The sequence below is a fragment of the Ciceribacter ferrooxidans genome (genome assembly GCF_004137355.1).
In the GTDB taxonomy this organism is placed as follows: domain Bacteria; phylum Pseudomonadota; class Alphaproteobacteria; order Rhizobiales; family Rhizobiaceae; genus Allorhizobium; species Allorhizobium ferrooxidans.
Window position 1 is genome coordinate 28,995 of record NZ_SDVB01000102.1, and the last position, 19,564, is coordinate 48,558.

The 19,564-nt window shown below is 64.9% G+C and carries 13 protein-coding genes; 6 read left to right on the forward strand and 7 right to left on the reverse strand.

Annotation, left to right across the window (positions count from 1 at the left end; translation table 11 throughout):
* The first annotated feature begins 211 nt into the window (after window positions 1–211).
* From EUU22_RS03030 to EUU22_RS03040, 3 genes are all read left to right on the forward strand, one after another.
* Window positions 212–1,783 carry a trimethylamine methyltransferase family protein gene (locus EUU22_RS03030; RefSeq protein ID WP_129330633.1) on the forward strand — a complete coding sequence of 524 codons (1,572 nt, stop codon included), beginning with the start codon at window positions 212–214 and terminating at the stop codon, window positions 1,781–1,783.
* A gap of 146 nt (window positions 1,784–1,929) precedes the next feature.
* Window positions 1,930–2,571, forward strand: coding sequence for a 4Fe-4S dicluster domain-containing protein (locus EUU22_RS03035; RefSeq protein ID WP_165351060.1), 642 nt, complete (start codon window positions 1,930–1,932; stop codon window positions 2,569–2,571).
* A gap of 86 nt (window positions 2,572–2,657) precedes the next feature.
* Window positions 2,658–3,440 (forward strand): phosphodiester glycosidase family protein, encoded by a 783-nt coding sequence (locus EUU22_RS03040; protein ID WP_129330634.1) that lies wholly within the window; start codon window positions 2,658–2,660, stop codon window positions 3,438–3,440.
* A gap of 893 nt (window positions 3,441–4,333) precedes the next feature.
* Here the strand turns inward: EUU22_RS03040 and EUU22_RS03045 are convergent.
* The 5 genes from EUU22_RS03045 to EUU22_RS03065 all read right to left on the reverse strand — a co-directional run bounded on the left by EUU22_RS03045 (window position 4,334) and on the right by EUU22_RS03065 (window position 8,955).
* Window positions 4,334–4,687 (reverse strand): hypothetical protein, encoded by a 354-nt coding sequence (locus tag EUU22_RS03045; protein ID WP_129330635.1) that lies wholly within the window; start codon window positions 4,685–4,687, stop codon window positions 4,334–4,336.
* A gap of 115 nt (window positions 4,688–4,802) precedes the next feature.
* Window positions 4,803–5,822, reverse strand: coding sequence for a betaine--homocysteine S-methyltransferase (bmt, locus tag EUU22_RS03050; protein ID WP_129330636.1), 1,020 nt, complete (start codon window positions 5,820–5,822; stop codon window positions 4,803–4,805).
* Between the two features lie 90 nt (window positions 5,823–5,912).
* Entirely contained in the window at window positions 5,913–6,944 is a 1,032-nt protein-coding gene (locus EUU22_RS03055; protein ID WP_129330637.1) for a quaternary amine ABC transporter ATP-binding protein, read from the reverse strand.
* Window positions 6,937–7,851: an ABC transporter permease gene (locus tag EUU22_RS03060; protein WP_129330638.1), complete on the reverse strand. Its 915-nt coding sequence runs from the start codon at window positions 7,849–7,851 to the stop codon at window positions 6,937–6,939. The genes EUU22_RS03055 and EUU22_RS03060 overlap by 8 nt, the downstream gene beginning before the upstream one ends.
* A 105-nt stretch (window positions 7,852–7,956) precedes the next feature.
* Window positions 7,957–8,955, reverse strand: coding sequence for an ABC transporter substrate-binding protein (locus EUU22_RS03065; protein WP_129330639.1), 999 nt, complete (start codon window positions 8,953–8,955; stop codon window positions 7,957–7,959).
* Window positions 8,956–9,597: 642 nt separating this feature from the next.
* Here EUU22_RS03065 and EUU22_RS03075 point away from each other — a divergent pair.
* The 3 genes from EUU22_RS03075 to EUU22_RS03085 all read left to right on the forward strand — a co-directional run bounded on the left by EUU22_RS03075 (window position 9,598) and on the right by EUU22_RS03085 (window position 12,223).
* Window positions 9,598–11,052, forward strand: a complete 1,455-nt coding sequence (locus EUU22_RS03075; RefSeq protein ID WP_129330641.1) for a cobyric acid synthase — start codon at window positions 9,598–9,600, stop codon at window positions 11,050–11,052.
* Between the two features lie 84 nt (window positions 11,053–11,136).
* Window positions 11,137–11,406, forward strand: coding sequence for a DUF982 domain-containing protein (locus EUU22_RS03080; protein WP_165351057.1), 270 nt, complete (start codon window positions 11,137–11,139; stop codon window positions 11,404–11,406).
* A gap of 322 nt (window positions 11,407–11,728) precedes the next feature.
* Window positions 11,729–12,223, forward strand: coding sequence for a hypothetical protein (locus tag EUU22_RS03085; protein WP_205687839.1), 495 nt, complete (start codon window positions 11,729–11,731; stop codon window positions 12,221–12,223).
* On the opposite strand, the gene EUU22_RS03090 is transcribed toward EUU22_RS03085, so the two are convergent.
* Window positions 12,153–15,620, reverse strand: coding sequence for a glycosyltransferase (locus tag EUU22_RS03090; RefSeq protein ID WP_165351058.1), 3,468 nt, complete (start codon window positions 15,618–15,620; stop codon window positions 12,153–12,155). The genes EUU22_RS03085 and EUU22_RS03090 overlap by 71 nt on opposite strands.
* 408 nt (window positions 15,621–16,028) lie before the next feature.
* Window positions 16,029–19,493, reverse strand: coding sequence for a glycosyltransferase (locus EUU22_RS03095; protein ID WP_129330644.1), 3,465 nt, complete (start codon window positions 19,491–19,493; stop codon window positions 16,029–16,031).
* Window positions 19,494–19,564: the final 71 nt, after the last annotated feature.

A 19,564-nucleotide genomic window follows, 5' to 3' on the forward strand; every position in this document is an offset into this window, starting at 1 on the left:
ATATAGCAGAAACCCCCTTTCGAATGCGACGTCGCGTGCCGCGAAAAGCGACGGCGGCAACAGCGTCGATGTCGGTCCGGTGCCCGTCTCGCGCCGCGCGATGTCTGTCTCATGCAAGTGGTTGGCGCATTAAGAAAGGTTTCACGCCTCAAAACGAATAGCATAGCCGCGATAACGAGCGCCGCTCGGGCGCGAGAGTGAGGAAAAGACCATGGACGAGACGACAGAGCAGACGGGCGCCGCCGCAGGCCGGCGTTCGCGGGGCGAGGGCCGCGGGGCGGCCGCACGCCGGGCATCGCGCGGAGGAGCGGGCGCGGGCCCGCAAATGCCCTACATCACCCGCAAGATCGCGGTCTACGAGGTGCTGGACGAGGAAGGTCTCTCGATCATCGAGCGCAATGCCGACACCGTGCTCGAGGAAATCGGCATCGAGTTCCGCGACGACGCCGAGGCGCTCGACATGTGGAGGAAGGCCGGCGCCGACGTGAAGGGCGAGCGCGTGCATTTCCCCAAGGGGCTCTGCCGCGAACTCCTGAAGACGGCGCCCTCGCAATTTACCTGGCACGCGCGCAACCCGGAACGCAGCGTCCAGATCGGCGGCAAGGCGACCGTGTTCGCGCCCGTCTACGGCTCGCCCTTCGTGCGCGACCTCGACGGCAACCGCCGCTATGCGACGCTCGAGGATTTCCGCAATCTCGTGAAGCTCGCCTACATGGCGCCGTCGATCCACTCGTCGGGCGGCACGGTCTGCGAGCCGGTCGACATCCCGGTGAACAAGCGTCACCTGGACATGGTCTACAGCCACATCAAGTATTCCGACAAGCCGTTCATGGGCTCCGTCACGGCGCCGGAACGCGCCGAGGATTCGGTCGCCATGGCGAAGCTGGTCTTCGGCGAGGAGTTCGTCGAGAACAACTGCGTGATGCTGAACCTCATCAACGCCAATTCGCCGATGGTCTTCGACGAGACCATGCTCGGCGCCGCCAAGGTCTATGCGCGCCACAACCAGGCCTGCGTGCTTTCGCCGTTCATCCTGTCGGGCGCGATGAGCCCGGTCACCGTCGCCGGCACGCTGACGCAGATTCTTGCCGAAGTTCTCGCCGGCGCATCCTTCACCCAGCTCGTGCGTCCGGGCGCGCCGGTGCTCTTCGGCACCTTCGCCGCCTCGATCTCGATGCAGTCGGGCGCGCCCACCTTCGGCACGCCGGAACCGGCGCTCGTCTCCTATGGCGCGGCCCAGCTCGCCCGCCGACTCGGCCTGCCGTTCCGGACCGGCGGCTCGCTCTGCGCCTCCAAGGTGCCGGACGCCCAGGCCGCGCATGAAAGCGCCAACACGCTGAACATGACGCTGCTCGCCGGCACCAACTTCGTCCTGCACGCCGCCGGCTGGCTCGAGGGCGGGCTCGCCGCCTGCTACGAGAAGTTCATGATCGACCAGGACCAGCTCGGCATGATGCAGAAGATGGCCGCCGGCGTCGATCTCTCCGAAAGCGGGCAGGCGATGGACGCGATCCGCGAAGTCGGCCCCGGCGCGCACTATCTCGGCTGCGCCCACACCCAGGCGAACTTCCAGACGGCCTTCTATCGCTCCGCACTCGCCGACAACAACTCGTTCGAGCAGTGGGAGATCGAGGGCAAGAAGCGGATCGAGGATCGCGCCAACGCGCTCTGCCGCTCGTGGCTCGACGCCTACGAAGCGCCGTCGCTCGATCCGGCGATCGACGAGGCGCTCTTGGCCTACATCGCCAAGCGCAAGGACGAGATGCCCGACGCCTTCTCTTGAAGGCATCCCGAAGCCAGGGAGCAAGGCGGAGCGGTGGCGGTGGCCGACATGATCCAGGAGGAGGTCTGGCGTCCGCATTACAAGTTCGAGGGGCCGCGGTGAGCGGCCTCACAAGCCTCAGCGCGGCGCTCCGGCCGCACGGGCTCATGCCGCGCGGCGGCGTGCATTTTCCGGACGGGGAGGGCGGACCTCGCCTTCCGGGCGGCAAGACGGCCCGCACGGTCGTGCTCGTCGGCCATGCCGGCGGCGCGATGTGGCAGGCCTTCTGCGACTGGCGGGCGACAATGCCCGCCGACCTCGCCGACCCGCTTGACACTTGGTCGAAGGCGGTGATCGGCCCGATCGCAGCGGCCTTCGGCGCCTTTCCCTACTATCCCTCCGATCCGCCCTACCAACCCTTCCAGCGCTGGGCGATCGCCGCCGAAGGGCTTGCGGCCTCGCCGCTCGGCATCCTCGCCCACCCCCGCTACGGCCTCTGGCACGGCTATCGCGCCGCGCTCGGCTTCGCGGAGGACTTCTCGGACATCGAGACGGAAGAGGTGCCGCGGGCGCCTGTGTGCGAAAGCTGCCGCGAGAAGCCGTGCCTGACGGCCTGTCCCGCCGGTGCGATAACGGCGGCGGGCTTCGATGTTACCGCCTGCCGGCGCCACCTCGCCTCGGAGGAGGGGCGGACCTGTCTCGAAGAGGGGTGTCTCGCCCGCGCGGCCTGCCCGGTGGGCCGCGACTACACCTATCCGGCGGACCAGATCCGCTTCCACATGGCGGCACTTTCACTTCCTGCCCTCTGAACGGCTTCCAACGAAAGGGCAGGTGCGGCATAAGTCTCGGCATCCGCCGGTGACGGTGCGGCAAGCGACAGGAACGCGAAACGTCGATGGGAATTCAAGGGATTTGCGTGCGGAGCCTCGTCGCTGCAATCGTGCTGATGGCCACAACGGCGTGCCTCTCCGGCCGGGCGATCGCCGCCTGCCGCGACCTCGTCACCGAGAATGCGGGCTACACCGTCTGCAGCTTCGATCCGAAGACGGAGGAAATCCGCGTCTATCACAGCGATCCCGCGGGCAGGCCGTTTTCCGACTTCGATGCGCTGGTGCGGCAGCTCTGGGAGGAGCGGCACTATCTCGTCTTCGCGACCAATGGCGGCATGTATCACGACGACCTGTCGCCGGTCGGGCTCTTCGTCGAATACGGGATCGAGCGCCGGCCGATCAGCACGAAGGCCGGATGGGGCAATTTCCACCTGCTGCCGAACGGGGTGTTTTCGGTAGCGGACGGTAAGGCGGCGATCACCGAAAGCCGGCGCTATGCCCGCCGGCGTCCAAAGGCCGACTATGCGACCCAGTCGGGGCCGATGCTGGTGATTAACGGGGCGCTGCACCCGAAATTCCTGCCGGACAGCGACAGCTTCAAGATTCGCAACGGCGTCGGCGTCGACAGGGGCGGCAAGGTCCATTTCGTGATCTCGAACACGCCGGTGCGCTTCTACGATTTCGCCCGCCTCTTCCGCGACACGCTCGGCTGCCCGAACGCGCTCTATCTCGACGGGACGATTTCGAGCGCCTACATCCCCGAACGCGGGCGGCGCGACCGGCTGTTTCCGCTCGGCCCCATCATCGCGGTGATCGGCACCGTGCCGCAACGGAGCGGCGTGCGGTAGGGTTAGGAAGGAGACTTTTGAACGATCCAAGTCGTGAAAAACGACAATTTTTTTGACATTCCGATACTTGCATGGAATGCTAGTAGAGCAAGGCGGTGTGGGCTGATGTGCTAGATCAGCCCACGTGGCAGTAAACGCTATTGCTTTGCTGATCCAGAGCCGTCTCGTGAACCTTGTTCCGAGACGGTCTCTTTCGCTAGAAAGTAGCCTTCATATAAGTGGTGAAGACCTACTGTTGCAAAAGCGGCTGCCAACCACAGTTTGAAGAACAAGCCCAACATGGCTTTACTCCTCTAGTGATTTGACACTTTTCCACAATGTTCCATTTGTTGGTATGACATCAGCCGATACCAATTGAATGGACATACTTGCCCTAGAAGCTAGCTTTCGTGTTTGCACCTACCTTTCTCTATCCAACATTGAACCTCCGGAGCCACAAGAAGGTTCGAAGGCATAATGTAACCCTTCATTCTTTACGCATATTTAACGTAGGTTAATCGACCTTAACGCCTGTGTGCAAGGGGGGCCCGGACCGCCGCAAATGCCTGCGCAAAGCATCCCTAAAAGTGCGCTAAATTTGATGGGAGGCAGAGCCTGCCTTCGTCGAACGACGTCACATAATTGCGCCGACGACATCTGGGTGAAAAGACGGCATGTTTCGTACTCTTACGTGAAGGTACAAAGAGGATTTTATCTGAAGATTCTAAATATACACGTAAAATTTTCGATTATAATAATTTTTATTTTCTGCGCCTTCGTGTATATCTTATTGTTGAGCTTGCGCAGAACTAACAGGTCGGCTCAAAGTCATCGGTAATAAGACATGGCAATCCGCGGTTCTTCGTCAGTATGTTCGCGGAGTACGGCGTTAAGCTTTTCCGGTCCCGTCCCTCTCAGACGGACGACTTCGGATAGGCGCGCTCGAGGCCGCCGGAACGCTCGAGGCCGGTGCGGAAGGCCCGGTAGGCGGGATGCTGGCCGGATTTCGCGGCTTCCGAAAGCCGGATCTGCAGCCGGGCGGGTGCGGTGTTGCCGAGCCATTCGCCGCAGCGTTCGAGCTTGAGGGAATTAAGGAAGGGCGCGGCCGCGGCGCGATCGATATAGAGATGCAGGCCTTCGAGCAGGCTTTCGTCCTGGGCAGGGTTCTCGAAGAGGAGCTTCAGGAATGCCTGGTCGGCATCGCCAAGCGTCGCGAGCTTGTCGGCGACGGTTTCGCGGTCGGGGAAGGGGAGCGATTGCGCGGACATGACGTGTTCCCTCGTCTTTTCGATTCGGCTGTCTTTTCATCCGGATAGGACAGCCGGCCCGGCGACGCAAGCGCGGGAGACGGCTACCCGGCGAATGACCGGACAGCCGATGTGGTTAGCTGCGGCGGCGACCGCGACGCTCGCGGCCGGCATCGCCCGAGGATTCCTCGGCGGTCTTGTTGCGCAAGGGGCCGATGTGCTCGACGATGGTTTCGATCGTCGGGCGGGGGCCCGGCGTATAATTGTCGAGCGCCTGCCGCATGGCGGCGAGATGGCCGCAGGAGGTACCGCAGCATCCGCCGATGATCTTCGCGCCGGCGTCGCGGGCGAGCTTGGCATATTCGGCCATCAGCGGCGGCGTGCCGGAATAGTGGATCTCGGCGCCGCGATATTCGGGAATGCCGCAATTGCCCTTGACGATGACCGTGGCAGTGGGATCGGCGGACGTCATGTCGAGCAGGCTCGCCAGGATGTCCGAGGCGCCGACGCCGCAATTGGCGCCGACCGCCACCGGACCGTCGCCGATGTCCTTCGCAACGCCGTGGATGTCCTTCGGCGCGAGCCCCATCATCGTCTTGCCGGCGGTATCGAAGGAGCCGGTATAGGTATAGGGCAGGCCGACCTTGACCGCGGCTTCGGCCGCGGCACGGATTTCCTCCGGCGAGGACATGGTCTCGATCCAGGCGATGTCGACGCCGCCGGCCTTCAGGCCCTCCATCTGCTCGACGAAGGCGGCGACGGCATCCTCGTAGGTCAGCGCGCCGAGCGGCTGCAGGAGCTCACCCGTCGGGCCGACGGAGCCGGCGACGATGACCTTGCGCGGCGCCTTGTCGGCGACGGAGCGGGCGATCTCGGCGGCCTTCCGGTTGAGGTCGAAGACGCGATCGTCCGCCTTGTGCAGCTTCAGCCGGTGACGGGTGCCGCCGAACGAATTGGTGAGGATGATGTCGGCGCCGGCATCGACGAAGTCCTGGTGAAGCTTGACGATCCGCTCCGGGTGGCTTTCGTTCCAGAGCTCGGGCGCCTCGCCGGCTTCTAGCCCCATCGCAAACAGGTTCGTGCCGGTCGCGCCGTCGGCGAGCAGGACGCCCTTTTCGGCAAGCAGTCTGGAAAGCGGATCGGAAGCGGTGGCCATGGGTCGTCCCCTCTAAGAAATCATTCGGTCAACCCATAGAGAATGCCGGCCCGCGCCGCAACGGGATTTGCCGCCTGCGTCTCGCGCGGCTCAATCCGCGGCGACGGGCGTGACGATCGCGGCGAGGATGGTCGCGAGATCGACGGTTCCGACGATTGCGCCGTCCGCATCGACGACCGCAGCGGCCGACCGGCCGGCGCCGGTCATCGCGCGTGCGGCTTCCTCGAGGAGGGTGGAGGCTGGCAGGGCGAGGTCCGGGGCGGAGCCGTCCACGGGCCGCATGACGGAGCCGAGTTCGATCACCCGGCCGCGGTTCACCTGCCGCACGAAGGCGGCGACGTGGTCGTCCGCAGGGGCGAGTACGATCTGCTGGCCGCTTCCCTGCTGCACGATCTCGCCGTCGCGGAGGATGACGATACGGTCGCCGAGTGCCAGCGCCTCGTCGAGGTCGTGGGTGATGAAGACGATTGTCTTCTTGAGTTCCGCCTGCAGGTCGAGGAGCATCGAACGCATGTCGACGCGGATCAGCGGGTCGAGGGCGGAGAAGGCCTCGTCCATCAGCAGGATATCGGCGTCGGTGGCAAGCGCCCGGGCGATGCCGACGCGCTGCTGCATGCCGCCGGAGAGCTGGTTCGGGTAGTGCCTCTCGTATCCCGACAGGCCGACGCGGTCGACCCAGCGCACGGCGCGCCGCTCGCCTTCACGGCGGGGAATACCCTGCACCTTCAGCCCGTAGAACGTGTTTTCGAGGACCGTGCGGTGGGGCAGGAGGGCGAAATTCTGGAAGACCATCGCGGTCCGGCGGCGGCGGAAGTCGCGAAGCTCGGCGGCGCTCATGCGGCAGATGTCGACGCCGTCGCAGAGGACCTCGCCGGCGGTCGGTTCGATCAGCCGGTTGATGTGGCGGATCAGCGTCGACTTGCCGGAGCCGGAAAGCCCCATGATGACGGTCACCTTGCCGGCCGGAATGGTCATGTCGATGTTCTTGAGGCCGAGGACGTGGCCGTGTCGGGCGTTGAGCTCGACCTTGGATAGACCGGCCTTCACCGCGTCGACATAGCGTTCGCCGTGCGGACCGAAGATCTTGTAGAGACCGCGGATCTCTATCCGGCCCTCAGCCATGGACGACCTCCAGATGCCGCTGCAGGCGCTTGCCGTAGGACTGGCTCGCCCGGTCGAAGACGACGGCGATCGCGACCACTGCGAAGCCGTTCAGGACGCCGATGGTGAAAAACTGGTTGGTGATCGCCTGCAGGACGTTGCGGCCGAGCCCGCCGACCCCGATCATCGAGGCGACGACGACCATGGCGAGCGCCATCATGATCGTCTGGTTGACGCCGGCCATGATGGTCGGGAGCGCAAGCGGCAACTGGACGTCGAAGAGCTTGTTGCGGGCGGAGGAGCCGAAGGCGTCGGCCGCCTCTATGACCTCGCGATCGACGAGGCGGATGCCGAGGTTGGTGAGGCGGATCATCGGCGGCACCGCATAGACGACGACGGCGATCAGACCCGGCACCTTGCCGATGCCGAAGATCATCACCACCGGGATCAGATAGACGAAGCTCGGCAGCGTCTGCATGACGTCGAGGACGGGGGTCACCGCCGCCTGCAGCCGGTCGGAGCGGGAAAGCGCGATGCCGAGCGGAATGCCGATCGCGACCGAGACGGCGGTGCAGACGGTGACCATGGCGAGCGTCACCATGGTATCCTCCCAGAGCCCGAGGAGGCCGATCGCGACGAGCGCGGCAAGCGCGCCGAGGGTGATGCGGAGATCGCGGCCGACCGCCTGCACGACGCCCGCGACGACGAGCAGCACGAGCGGCCAGGGTGCGTCGACGAAGAGCTTTTCGAGGCTGTTGAGGAGCCATTGCAGCGGTTCCGTCGCCTGGTCGATCGCATCGCCATACGTGCGCACGAAGGTCTTGAAGGCGGCGTCGACCGATTTGCGGAGATCCCGCAGCAGGCTTTCGTCGAGGGCGGGGAAACGGCAGGCGAGTTCGGGCAGGAAGGCGCAGATGCCAGAGGCCATGTCTCGATGTCCTTTCGGGATGCCGGCGAGAGAGAGCAGAACCGGGGGCGAACGGAGGCCGGCAGGAGGCGGCCGCGCGCGGGAGGCGCGGCCGTGCAGGTTGGATCAGAGCGATTCCTTGACCTTCGCCGCGACGTCGGCGGGGACCCAGGTCGTCCAGAGATCGGGATATTCCTTGAGGAAATGTTCCGCCGCCTCTTCGTTGTCCGCCTGGTTCTCGTCCATCCAGGCAAGCACGGCGCCGACCGTCTGGTTGTCCCATTTGCGGGTCTTCACATAGTCCATCGCGACGCCCGCCTTTTCGGCGAAGGCCTTGGTGACGACGGTGAAGACGCCGGCGACCGGATAGGAATTGACCTTCGGGTCCGGGCAATCTGCGATGCCGGTGCAGCGGTCCCACTCGGCCTTGTCATGTTCGACGCCGAAGCTCAGCTTCACCATTTCGTACTTGCCGAGGATCGCCGTCGGCGCCCAGTAATAGCCGAGCCAGCCGGCCTTCTTCTCGAAGGCGTTGGCGATCGAGCCGTCGAGGCCGGCGGCCGAACCGGTATCGATGAGCTCGAAGCCCTTGTCCTTCGCGCCGACCGCCTTGAAGAGGTTGGCGGTGGAAATCTGGCAGCTCCAGCCGGACGGGCAGTTGTGGACCGCGCCCTTCGACGGATCTTCCGGTGCCGGGAAGAGCTCCGGATGTGCGAGTGCCGCCTCGACCGTCCTGATGTCGGGATGGGCGTCGGCGAGGAATTTCGGGATCCACCAGCCTTCGACACCGCCGTCGCTCAGGATCGGCGCGGCCCGGATCAGCCGGCCTTCCTTGACGGCGGCGTCCATCAGCTCGCGCACCGAGTTGACCCAGAGCTCCGGCGCCATGTCCGGCTCACCCTTCTCGTTCATCGAGGCGAAGGTCGGTACGGTATCGCCGGTGACGAGTGTTACGTTACAGCCGTAGCCCTTCTCCAGGATGATCCCGTCGACATGGGCGGCGACGCCGGCCGAGGCCCAGTTCATTTCGGCAATCGAGACATCGCCGCATTCGGCGGCTCCGGCGGCCCCCGCGACGGACTGAAGCCCGGCGGTGAGGACGGCGGCGGCGAGAAATTTCATCATGTCTTCGGACCTCCTGGTCTTTTGGTTCCCTTATCTTCTTCTTTCTTCGACGGTTTGCGTCGCCTGCAATGCCGCTCCGCTTCTTTCGCCCATACTGCAGATTTGCCGCGTCATTGTGACGGCACGCGCCATGACCGGCCGCACAACGACGAGAGGCGCTCCGCATCGGCACAGGTGCCGGACGCAGCCACGGGGTACCTCAAGGAAAGCGTATCCTCTCCCACGAAGAAATCAACCTTCGGACCGTTGAACTGCGTTAACAAACAATTTCATCTGGCTGGAAACAAATGATTTTTACTATGTTCTAATTTGATGCTCATGGTGATCGACCGCGGTGCAAAATATGTGGAGAAGCCGGAGCAGGTAAACCATCCGGTAAGAATGTCCGGCTATGGCTGTCGGTGCGGTCTTTCGCCGTCAGCGTCTCCGGCTCTTTTGTCTTGCGTACCGGAGACGCCGAAAGACCCGGCCGGCCGCGCCGGCCTTGCCGCCATCTGCGCGGCTTTTCTTTTTTGAAGTGAAAGCGAAGAGGAACGTCCCGAGGCGAGAGGCCTTGCGGCGCAGACGAGATTTCGGCAGGAGAGAAGGGCCGAGCGCGCCCCGAGGCCGAGGCGCGGCTGCGAGGTCCGGGAGAACGGCGGAATGGCGAAAGCGGTGATGTTGCAGGGAACCGGCTCCGATGTCGGCAAGACCGTGCTGGTCGCAGGCCTCTGCCGGCTCGCCGCCAATCGCGGGCTGAAGGTGCGGCCGTTCAAGCCGCAGAACATGTCCAACAACGCGGCGGTCGCCGACGACGGCGGCGAGATCGGCCGGGCGCAATGGCTGCAGGCGCTTGCCGCGCGCACGCCGTCTTCGGTGCACATGAATCCGGTGCTGCTGAAGCCGCAATCCGACACAGGCAGCCAGATCATCCTGCAGGGGCGGGTGTTCGGCCAGGCGAAGGGGCGCGACTACCAGCGGCTGAAGCCGCAACTGCTTTCCGCCGTACTCGAGAGTTACGAAAAGGTGTGCGAAGGCGCGGACCTGGTGATCGTCGAGGGCGCGGGTTCCCCGGCGGAGATCAATCTCAGGGCCGGCGACATCGCCAATATGGGCTTCGCGACGCGGGCCGATGTCCCGGTCGTGCTGGTCGGCGACATCGACCGCGGCGGCGTCATCGCCTCGCTCGTCGGCACGCACACCATCCTGCCGCCCGAGGACCGGGCGATGATCACCGGCTACATCATCAACAAGTTCCGCGGCGACGTCTCGCTGTTTGCCGACGGGATCACCGCCGTCGAAGGCTTTACCGGCTGGCCGTGTTTCGGCGTCGTGCCGTTCCTCAAAGCGGCCTCGCGGTTGCCGGCCGAGGACTCCGTCGTGCTGGAACGGCTTGCCGGCGGCAGCCGGGCGGCGCTCAAGGTCGCGGTACCGATGCTCTCGCGGATCGCCAATTTCGACGACCTCGATCCGCTCGCCGCCGAGCCGCAGGTGGAACTGGTGTTCGTGCGTCCCGGCGAACGCATTCCCGCCGATGCCGGCCTCGTCGTGCTGCCGGGATCGAAGTCGACGATCGGCGATCTCGAGGACCTGAAGCGCCAGGGCTGGGACGACGACATCGCCGCGCATGTGCGCCGCGGCGGGCGCGTGATCGGTATCTGCGGCGGCTACCAGATGCTGGGGACGAGCGTCGCCGATCCGCTGCGGATCGAAGGCGAGCGGGAGCGGGTGGCGGGCCTCGGGCTCCTCGACGTGGAGACGGTGATGGCGCCGGAGAAGACGGTTCGCAACAGCTCCGCCCATTCGGTGGACTACGGCGTGCCGCTGTCGGGCTACGAAATCCACATGGGCCGCACCGAAGGGCCGGACTGCGCCCGCCCGCCGGTCATGATCGACGGACGCGCCGACGGGGCGAGCTCGCCGGACGGACGGATCATCGGCACCTATCTGCACGGGCTCTTCGGCAGCGATGCCTATCGCGCGCGGCTGCTTGCGAGCTTCGGGATCGAGGGCGGCGGCGAGAACTACCGCGCCGGCGTCGAGGCGGCACTCGACGAGGTCGCCGCCGAGCTGGAGAGCGTGCTGTCGCGGGACTGGCTGGACCGGCTCCTGGGGTAACAACGGGGCAGCGTCATAATTTCCGCCCTTTCATCGGGAACTTCCTTCCTGCGCGAACGTTTGTCGCCCGCCATGGAGGACCACATGAACGAACTGCATATCACCTGGTGCAAGCCCGTCATCATCCGCCTTCCCTCGGGACTGACCCGCCGATTCGACGGCCCCTACGAGGCGAAGGACTTCCTTGAAAACGAATGGCCCCTGCGTCGCGGCAGGCACCGCGACAATGCATCGCGGCAGTGCGAGGCGGCCCTGAAGCGCATCGGCAGCGCCGAGATCGCGCGGGAGGCCTTCATCGCGGCGGCCATCGAGGCAGACTGCTACGATACCGGCGAAATCGCCGCTGCCGCCTGATTTTCTTCAGCTTTCGTCGATGCGGGCCGGTGCGGAAACCGCGCCGGTCCAGCAGATTGTTCGCCGATAGGAACGGCCGCACGCCGCAGCAATACCCAAAATTTCATATGCCTAAAATTTGAAGTACGAACACAATGAAGGCGTAATCGAAAGTATCCATGCTGGCCGATGCAGGTCTCCTGCTGACTCTCAGGGTGGAACTAATATGCGGCTGACATCTCCTTCATTCTCGTTCAAGTTGTTTTCGGGGATCGCTCTCGCGGCGTTTCTTGGAAGCGTAAGTATATCTCCAAACACGGCCTCGGCGCAGGAAGCGCCGCATTTGACGAAAGTCAAGGCGGCGACCGCCGAACGCAAGACGGTCCAGTTGACGGCCTATATCACCGGCTACAGCTACTGGGACAACACGCCGCCGGGATCGGCGGAAATCGCGCGGCCCGTCGTCCATCGCCTCGCCGGCGGCAAGGGCAGTTACAGCGACCCGATCACGCTGGCCGTCGGCCACTCGATCGCCAACGGCCGTCAGACACTCGACGTGCCCGCCGGGACACGCATCTACCTCAAGCGGCTGAGGAAATACGCGATCGTCGAGGACGTCTGCGGCGATGGTCCGCGCCCGCAGGCCGGGCCGTGCCATACCGGGCACCGCGGCCATCCGTGGTTCGACATCTATGTCGGAGGGGCCGGCAGCACGGCCGGCCGGGCGCAGGCCTGCATGAACCGGATCACGGCCCTGCAGACGGTCATCATCCATCCACGGAAGGACCTGCCGGTGGTTGCCGGTGCGTTGACGGAAAGCGGCTGCCGGGTCTTCTGACCGGGCTTGCCGTCGGCCGGGGAAGACGAGTCTTTGCGTTTACGGCTTCCCCGGCCTTCGAGATGCCGGTGCGACCTGCCTTGCGCCAGCGCATGAGCTGGCCCGTGAGCGCGAGCGCAATCGCGCGGTAGGTCGAAAGGCAGAGCAGCTGGCGATAAAAGAGCCGCTGCAGGGGCAGCAGGAGAAGCAGACGCTTGTCTTCTCCCTTCTCGAAGCGGAAGGCCATCAGTCCGAAAGCGAGGTCCGACAGGACGAAGGCGCCGTAGGCGGCCACGACATAGGGCGAACCCTCCGACCACGGCGCAGTCGGGTCGAGGTAGAGCGCGATCGCGCGATCGATCAACGTCGTCAGGAAGATAATGTCGACGAGCGGCGCCAGCGCCGTCATCACCACGCCGAAGAGCAGGAGGTCGGTGATCGAGACGAGGCCGAGCCCCTTCATCTCGATGACTGCGCCGCGGTGCTTCCAGCCGGTCTGCATCATGCCGAACAGCCAGCGCAGGCGCTGATGGAGGAAACGATCGAGACCGGTCGGCGCCTTGGTCAGCGCGATTGCTTCTTCCTCGTACACGACCTTGTAGCCGGCCCGGATCACCGAAACCGTCAAGTCGGCATCTTCGGCAAAGGTCTGGCGCGAATAGTAACCGGCCTCCTCGACGGCCTTGCAGCGCCAGGCACCGATGGCGCCGGGGACCACGAGCATGCCGTTGATCCTTTCGGCTGCGCGACGGTCCATGTTCTGGGCGGTGATGTATTCGAGCGCCTGCAGGCGGGTGAGCAGGCGGTCGCGATTGCTGACCTTGACGTTGCCGGCGACCGCGCCGACGGCCGGATCGCGGAAATGGCGGACGAGCTTACCGATCGCATCCGGCGCGATCGTGGTGTCGGCATCGATCGCCACCACGATATCCGTCTCGACATAGGTGTAGGCGTGGTTGAGGGCGGCGTGTTTTCCGTGGTTGCTCTGCCGCATGATGCGGACGCGGGGATCGTCGCCGTATTCCTCCACGAGCCGGCTGCAGGTCTTGTCGGTCGAGCCGTCGTCGACGACGATCACCCGGAGGTTTGGATAATCCGACACCAGCACCGACGCCACGGTTCCGACGATGGTGTCTTCTTCGCAGTAGGCCGGGATGAGCACGGTGACCGGCGGTGTGTAGTCCGGATCCCGCAGCGGGTGGCGGCGGCGGAGATGGGAGGCGACCGTAACGAAGAGCACACGGGCCACGCCGGCGACGACGGAAACCCAGAAGAGCACGTTGATCGCCAGAGACAGGTAGCTCAGGCTCGTGAAGGAGACCGCATCGAAGGTGGTTCCCGGACCTTCGGCCGGCGGCATGACCTTTTCGGCGGGCAGGCCGAGCATGTCGGCCAGCGTCACGAAGCGGTAGCCCTCTGCGCGCAGCGTGTCGACGAGCAGGGCCGTCGCCTCGACGGTCGCCGTGCGGTCGCCGCCGCCGTCATGCAGCACGATGACGTTGCCGGTGCCGGCCTTCAGTTCCCGCAGCACGGAAGCGACAATTTCATCGGCCGGGATGCGCCGCCAGTCCGGTGGCACGATGTCGGCGCCGGCAACGATGTAGCCTTGCTGGTCCAGGAGCCGCATCGGCCCTGCTTCGGTGCCGGTCAACGGTCCCTCGCTGCGGCCGTAAGGCGAGCGGAAGAGCAGCGTCTGGCGCCCGGTCAGGCTCGCGATCAGCCGCTCCGTGGCGTTGAGTTCCATGCGCGCGCGCCAGCCGGAGGCGTTCTCGAGCGCCGGATGGCTGAAGGTGTGGACGCCGATCTCGTGACCGTCGTCGACAATCCGGCGGATGATGTCCGGATTGTCGAGCGCCTCCTTGCCGATGACGAAGAAGGTGGCGGGTGCCTTTCGGGCCGCGAGTTCGTCGAGGACGGCATTGGTGTAGACGCGATCCGGACCGTCGTCGAAGGTGAGCGCCACCATTCCGGGTTTTCCGGTACCATAGCGCAGCACGGTGAACGGTTCTGCCGCACGCACGTAGTCCTCGGCGATGACCAGGCCGGTCGAGGGATCGACAACGACGTCGCGGATACCGGTTTCCGGCGCACGCACCAGCTTGTGGAAGGCGCCCTTGCCGTCGTAGCCGACGTAGTCGCTGATCGGGACCTCCCCGAGCAGCGATTGCACAGATTGCCCGCCGGTGTCGCGGTCCAGCAGGCGCCAGATACCCGGATCCACGTCAGTCGACGGCCATACGGCGACGGCCGGCATCGGTCCGGTGCGCGAGAGCGCGACCAGCTGGTTGTGGAAGGAGACCGCATCGAGCATCCAGATGCGGTGGCGGTTGCCGTCGCCGTCGACGAACCGCGTCGTCGGGTTGAGCGACACCGGATCGAGCCGGATGCCGCCGCCGTAGAGACCGGACAGGCGGGCGACCTCCGGAAAGGCGACCGGCCGCGGCGCGCTGGAATTGCTGACCCAGTCGTAGCCGCCGGTGCCGAGCGCGACGATCAGCTTTTCGGCCGGCACCGCGCCCGCAACCGCAGAAAGGGCGGTCGTCAGCCAGCGCTGGGGCGCGAGCGGCGTCGGCCGCGGGCTGCCACCCGGATCCTGGAAGGCAAGAACCACGTAGCGATCGACCGCGGCGGCGAGCGCCGGTTCGCTCCAGGGCGCCTCGGAGATCGGACTGACGAGGCAGGTCCGCCGGCCGGCGGCGGCGAAGGACTGCTTCAGCGTGGCGAGCAGGCGCCCCAGATCGCGGTAGGCCGTCTCCGGCACCGCCGCGGCGTCGAGGCAGATGCCGTCATAACCTTGCGTCTGGACCTCTCGCGCCAGAGCCTCGGCAATCCGCGTCGAGATCTCGGGCGAGGCGAGGGCGGCGGCGGTCTTTCCCGGATCGTTGTCGGCGGAAAGCTCCACGACCGGCAGCAGGGTGAGCGTCGGACGCCGGCGCGCGACGAGCTCGGCGATGCGCTGCTGGTGGGGGGCGGAAAAGCCGAGGGGGACGAGATTGCCCTCCGGAAGGTCGACCCGGTACCATTCCGGCATCAGACCGTTCAATTCGGGCAAAGTCTTCTGCAACGAAAGGTCGTTCCATTCCGGCCAGTAGGGAAGATAGCCGAAGACCTGCGGCGGTTTGATCGCGATCGGCGGTTGCGCGGCGGCCGGGGCCGTGCGGGTCGCCGCGGCAGGCTGCGGGGACAACGTCTCCGTGGCGTGCGGTGCGCCGGCACCGTCGCGCAGGATGCCCGGCGAGGGGAGCTTTCCGAGGAGATAGAGGCTGAGGCCGAAGGCGCCGAACCAGAGGACGAAGAAGGCAAGTACGAGCGCGGCGACGACCTTGACGATCGTTCCGCGTCTTGATCCCGGAGCGTAGAAAATGGGCGCGTCTTTCTTCGCCCGGCGTCCGCGCGCGTGACGGACCGCCGGCAGCATCGGTCCTTGCTGCACGGTAGGTACTCTCAATTACCCGTTAATATCTACTGGTATGTAGCATCTATTCGAAAATAATGAAGTTGACCAAAGTCAAGCGGGAGCATTATTCCTGACTAATTTAGGGTATTCGTCGGATCCTCCGGCGGATCCGATCCTCAATTGTAGTTTTTACGCTCCTCCGCACATCTCGTCGCCTCGCCTTTTCGGGTGAAAAACGGGCGATATCGCGAATAACCTCAAAAGGTTAGCGTCTATGGAAAAGGGGACGGTGCGTCGTTGCGTGTGCCGGCCGGGCACCTGCGCAGAGGCAGCGGGGGCTATGCCGCGTGTTCCGAAGGTGACGAGGTTTGCTGGCCGTGCATGCCGACGGAGAGTGTCGTGGCGACTCAGGCGGGCGGAGCCGGACCTTCAGCCATGATTGTCCGGCGGGCGGCGGCGGCCGGACGGAGGTGGATCGCCGGCTTTCGTGGCCGCGACGACGCGAGGCGCGAGGCGCATGGCGGCCGAGCCAACGGCGGCCGTGTCCGTCGCCTTGCGCCAGCGCATCAGGCGGCCGGTCAGCGCCAGCGCGATCGCCCGGTACGTCGAGAAATAGAGCAGCTGCCGGTAGAATACGCGCTGCAGAGGAAGCAGCAGGATGAGGCGTTTGTCTTCCTTCGTTTCGAAATAGAAGGGCAGGAGCCCGACCATGAGGTCGGACATCGCGAAGATGGTGTACGCGGCGATGACGAAAAGGGATGCTTCCGACCAGGGCGCAGAAGGATCGAAATAGAGGGTCACGATGCGGTCGGCGATGACCCATACGAGTCCGGCATCGATGAGCGGCGCCATGGTGGTCGTCAGGACGCCGAACAGCAGGAGGTCGGTAATCGAGATCAGCCCGATGCCCTTCATTTCGAAGACCGCGCTACGATGTTTCCAGCCGGTCTGCATCATCCCGAACAACCAGCGCAGGCGCTGATGCAGGAAGCGGTCGAGGCTGGTCGGCGCTACGGTTCGGGCGACCGCGCCCTCCTCGTAGACAACCTTGTAGCCGGCTCGAATGACCGAGACCGTGAGATCGGCGTCTTCCGCGAAGGTTTCCGAGGAATAATAGTCGGCATCCTCCACGGCCTTGCGACGCCAGGCGCCGAGGGCGCCGGGAACGACCAGCATTCCGTTGATGACCTCGGAGGCCCGCCGGTCGACGTTCTGGCTCGTCAGATATTCGAGCGCCTGCATTCGGGCGAGGAGACGGTCGCGGTTGCGAACCTTGACGTTGCCGGCCACCGCCCCGATGGCTGGATCGCGGAAGTGGCGGACGATCTTTCGTATCGCATCCGGGGCGATCTGGGTGTCGGCATCGATCGCCACGACGATGTCGGTGTCGACATGCGTGTAGGCATGATTGAGGGCGGCGTATTTTCCGTGGTTGGCCTGGCGCGTGATCAGGACGCGCGAATTGCGGCCATAGGCCTCCAGAAGCCGGACGCAGGTATCGTCCGTCGATCCGTCGTCGATGACGACGACCTTCAGGTCGGGATAGTCCGACGCAAGAACGGCGGCGACCGTATCGAGGATGGATTCCTCCTCGCAATAGGCGGGTATGAGCACCGTGACCGGCGGGGCGTAGTCCGCGACGCGCAGCGGGTGAGGGGTGCGAAGCTGGGAGGCGACGATGACGAAGACCGCGCGTGTGATGCCGGCGACGATGGATATCCAGAAGAGCCAATAGAACGCCCTGGACTGGTACCGGATGATATCGAAGGAGATCGCATCGAACGTGGCGTCGGCACGTCGGTCGTGCGGCATGATCACCTCCTCAGGCAGGCCGAGCATTTCGGCGAGCGAGACGAAGCGGTAGCCTTCGCGGCGGAGCGTATTGACGAGGATCGGGATCGCCTTGACGGTCGCCTCGCGGTTGCCGCCGCCATCGTGCAGGACGATGACATTGCCGCTGCCGGCCTTGATATCCCGCAGCACCGACGCCACGATTTCGTCGGCGGAGATACGTAGCCAGTCCGGAGGCACGATGTCGGCGCCGACGACGATATAGCCCTGCTGGTCGAGAAGGCGCAGCGGCTCCGCCTCGGCGCCTGTCAGAGGGCCTTCGCTGTTGCCGTAAGGCGAGCGGAAGAGCAGCGTCTGACGCCCGGTGAGGCTCGCGATCAGCCGCTCCGTGATGTTGAGCTCGAAGCGTGAGCGCCATTCGGACGATCGCTCGAGCATCGGATGGGAGTACGTGTGGACGCCGATCTCATGGCCCGCATCGACGATCCGGTGGACGACGCCGGTGTTTTCCAGCGCCTGCCTGCCGATGACGAAGAACGCGCCCGGTGCGTCGAGGGTGGCCAGTTCGTCCAGTATCGCATTGGTAAAGCGCGGGTCCGGCCCGTCGTCGAACGTGAGCGCCACCATGCCCCGTTCTCCGGCACCGTAGCGCAGCACACTGAAGGGTTCTGCCGCGCGCTCGTAGGTCTCCGCGGTGATGAGGCCCGTGGCGGGATCGAGCACGACGTCGCGGAGGCCGTTTTCTGGTGCCCGGACGAGTTTGTGGAAGGCGCCCTTGCCGTCATAACCGACATAACCGGCAAGCGGCACGTTTTTCAGGAGCGACTGGACCGGTCTTCGAGCCGACGGGCCGTCCAGCAGACGCCAGACCCCCGGATCGGCATCGGGAAACGGCCAGATGGCGACGGCCGGCATCCGGCCTAGCTCCGAGAGTGCGACCAACTGGTTGTGGAACGAGACCGCGTCGAGGAGCCAGATGCGGTGCCGGTCGCCGTCGCCGTCGACGAAGCGCGTCGTGGAATTGAGCGAAACCGGATCCACCCGGATGCCGCTCCTGTAAAGTCCGGCAAGCCTGGAAGCCTCGGCGAAACTCATCTCCCGCGGAACATTGTCGCCGCTCACCCAGTCGTAGCTGAAATTGCCGAGCGCGACGACGAGTTTTTCCGGCGGAATTTGTGCCGCGAGCGAAGAAAGCAGGTCGGCGAACCACGCCTGGGGCGCCAGCGGCATCGGACGGGCGCTGTCGGCGGGCTCCTCGAAGGCGAGCACGACGTAGCGGTCGACGGACGCTGCAATGGTCGCGTCCGTCCATGGCGACTGATAGCTGGCAACGACGATGCAGGTCTGGCGACCGATCGCGGCAAAGGATTGCCGGAGCCCTGCGAGCAGCCATCCGAGATCCTTATAGGAGGTATCGGGCACGCTGGCGATGTTGAGGCATATCCCGTCATAGGCCTTCGCCGCGACCTCCCGTACAAGCGCCGAGCGGATCTGCTCCACCTTCTCCGGGGAGGCGAGCGCGCGCGCGATTTCCGCCGGATCGAAAAGATCGACGACCGGCAGCAAGGTCAGTGCCCAGCGGCGGCGTGCGATGACATCTGCAATGCGCACCTGGTGGGCGGAGGAAAAGCCGAGCGGCGTGAGTTCACCCGAAGGCAGAGCAATCTGATACCATTCGGGCATCAGGCCGTCCAAGTCTGTCAGATGTTCGTCGAGGGCCCGATCGCCCCATGCAGACCAGTAGGGCAGGTAGCCGTAGATTTGTTCCGGGACCAGTGCCTTCCTCGGTGTTGCGGGGCTTGTGCCGGGGGAGGGCTGCGGCACACCGACAGCGGCGGGACGGGAACCGGGAGCCGCCGGCGTTCGCTGGTCGGCAAACGCCAACCCTCTGCCGCCGATTTCGGGGACAGGCAGCTTGCCGAGCAGATAGATCCCGAGACCGAAGCTGACGAACCAGACGATAGCGCCGAGCACGAGAAGAGAGCCGACGATCTCGAGGGCGATGCCCCTTTTGGCCGTAGGATCGTAGAATACAGGATTCTTCTTCTTTTTCCGGCGTCCGTTCTTCGAGCCGGGTTCTGGCGGGCTTGGCTTCGATGACAAGGTCAGCACCCGTTCCTGCCGTAAACCTTTCCATTATTCTTATCTGATATTCGAATGATGTGAAACTGATC

Coding starts and splice junctions, on each gene's coding strand:
- EUU22_RS03030 (WP_129330633.1), top strand. CDS start 212: ATGGACGAGACGACAGAGCAGACGGGCGCCGCCGCAGGCCGGCGTTCG.
- EUU22_RS03035 (WP_165351060.1), top strand. CDS start 1,930: ATGCCGCGCGGCGGCGTGCATTTTCCGGACGGGGAGGGCGGACCTCGC.
- EUU22_RS03040 (WP_129330634.1), top strand. CDS start 2,658: ATGGGAATTCAAGGGATTTGCGTGCGGAGCCTCGTCGCTGCAATCGTG.
- EUU22_RS03045 (WP_129330635.1), bottom strand. CDS start 4,687: ATGTCCGCGCAATCGCTCCCCTTCCCCGACCGCGAAACCGTCGCCGAC.
- bmt (WP_129330636.1), bottom strand. CDS start 5,822: ATGGCCACCGCTTCCGATCCGCTTTCCAGACTGCTTGCCGAAAAGGGC.
- EUU22_RS03055 (WP_129330637.1), bottom strand. CDS start 6,944: ATGGCTGAGGGCCGGATAGAGATCCGCGGTCTCTACAAGATCTTCGGT.
- EUU22_RS03060 (WP_129330638.1), bottom strand. CDS start 7,851: ATGGCCTCTGGCATCTGCGCCTTCCTGCCCGAACTCGCCTGCCGTTTC.
- EUU22_RS03065 (WP_129330639.1), bottom strand. CDS start 8,955: ATGATGAAATTTCTCGCCGCCGCCGTCCTCACCGCCGGGCTTCAGTCC.
- EUU22_RS03075 (WP_129330641.1), top strand. CDS start 9,598: ATGGCGAAAGCGGTGATGTTGCAGGGAACCGGCTCCGATGTCGGCAAG.
- EUU22_RS03080 (WP_165351057.1), top strand. CDS start 11,137: ATGAACGAACTGCATATCACCTGGTGCAAGCCCGTCATCATCCGCCTT.
- EUU22_RS03090 (WP_165351058.1), bottom strand. CDS start 15,620: ATGCTGCCGGCGGTCCGTCACGCGCGCGGACGCCGGGCGAAGAAAGAC.